This is a genomic window from Chryseobacterium sp. VD8, from assembly GCF_037149975.1.
In the GTDB taxonomy this organism is placed as follows: Bacteria; Bacteroidota; Bacteroidia; order Flavobacteriales; family Weeksellaceae; genus Chryseobacterium; species Chryseobacterium indicum.
This window is the reverse complement of the sequence record NZ_JBBCQL010000467.1, coordinates 1-345: the sequence shown is the minus strand read 5'-3', so window position 1 is coordinate 345 and position 345 is coordinate 1. Positions and strand designations below refer to the sequence as shown.

Sequence of the window (345 nt, the reverse complement as noted above, 5' to 3'; positions counted from 1 at the left end):
CGCTGTAATCGATGAAATCATTTTTATTATCACCGTTCGGCGTGATGGCATTTAATAAATTCGGTACGGTTACTTCTACAAAGATCGGGGTACAGTTGTAGGCATCTTTCACATAAAAAGTATGCTGCCCTCTTGAAAGCCCTGTGAATACATTGGAATCCTGCCAGTTTGCCGGAGAATCCACAGCGTATTTGTAAGGCGCCTGTCCTCCGGTTACTTTTACCGTTGCGGTATTGTTTGAAATTTCAATTTCTGAAATCACAGGATCTACCGCTTTTTTCACACTTACGAACTGTTTTACAGAGCATCCGTTGTCTTTAAGAATTACCCAGTAATCTCCAACAG

At 41.4% G+C, this 345-nt stretch carries 1 pseudogene; it reads right to left on the bottom strand.

Annotated features, from left to right (window positions below):
• Positions 1-345, bottom strand: a pseudogene (locus tag WFK35_RS23335) (gliding motility-associated C-terminal domain-containing protein); the annotation flags it as partial.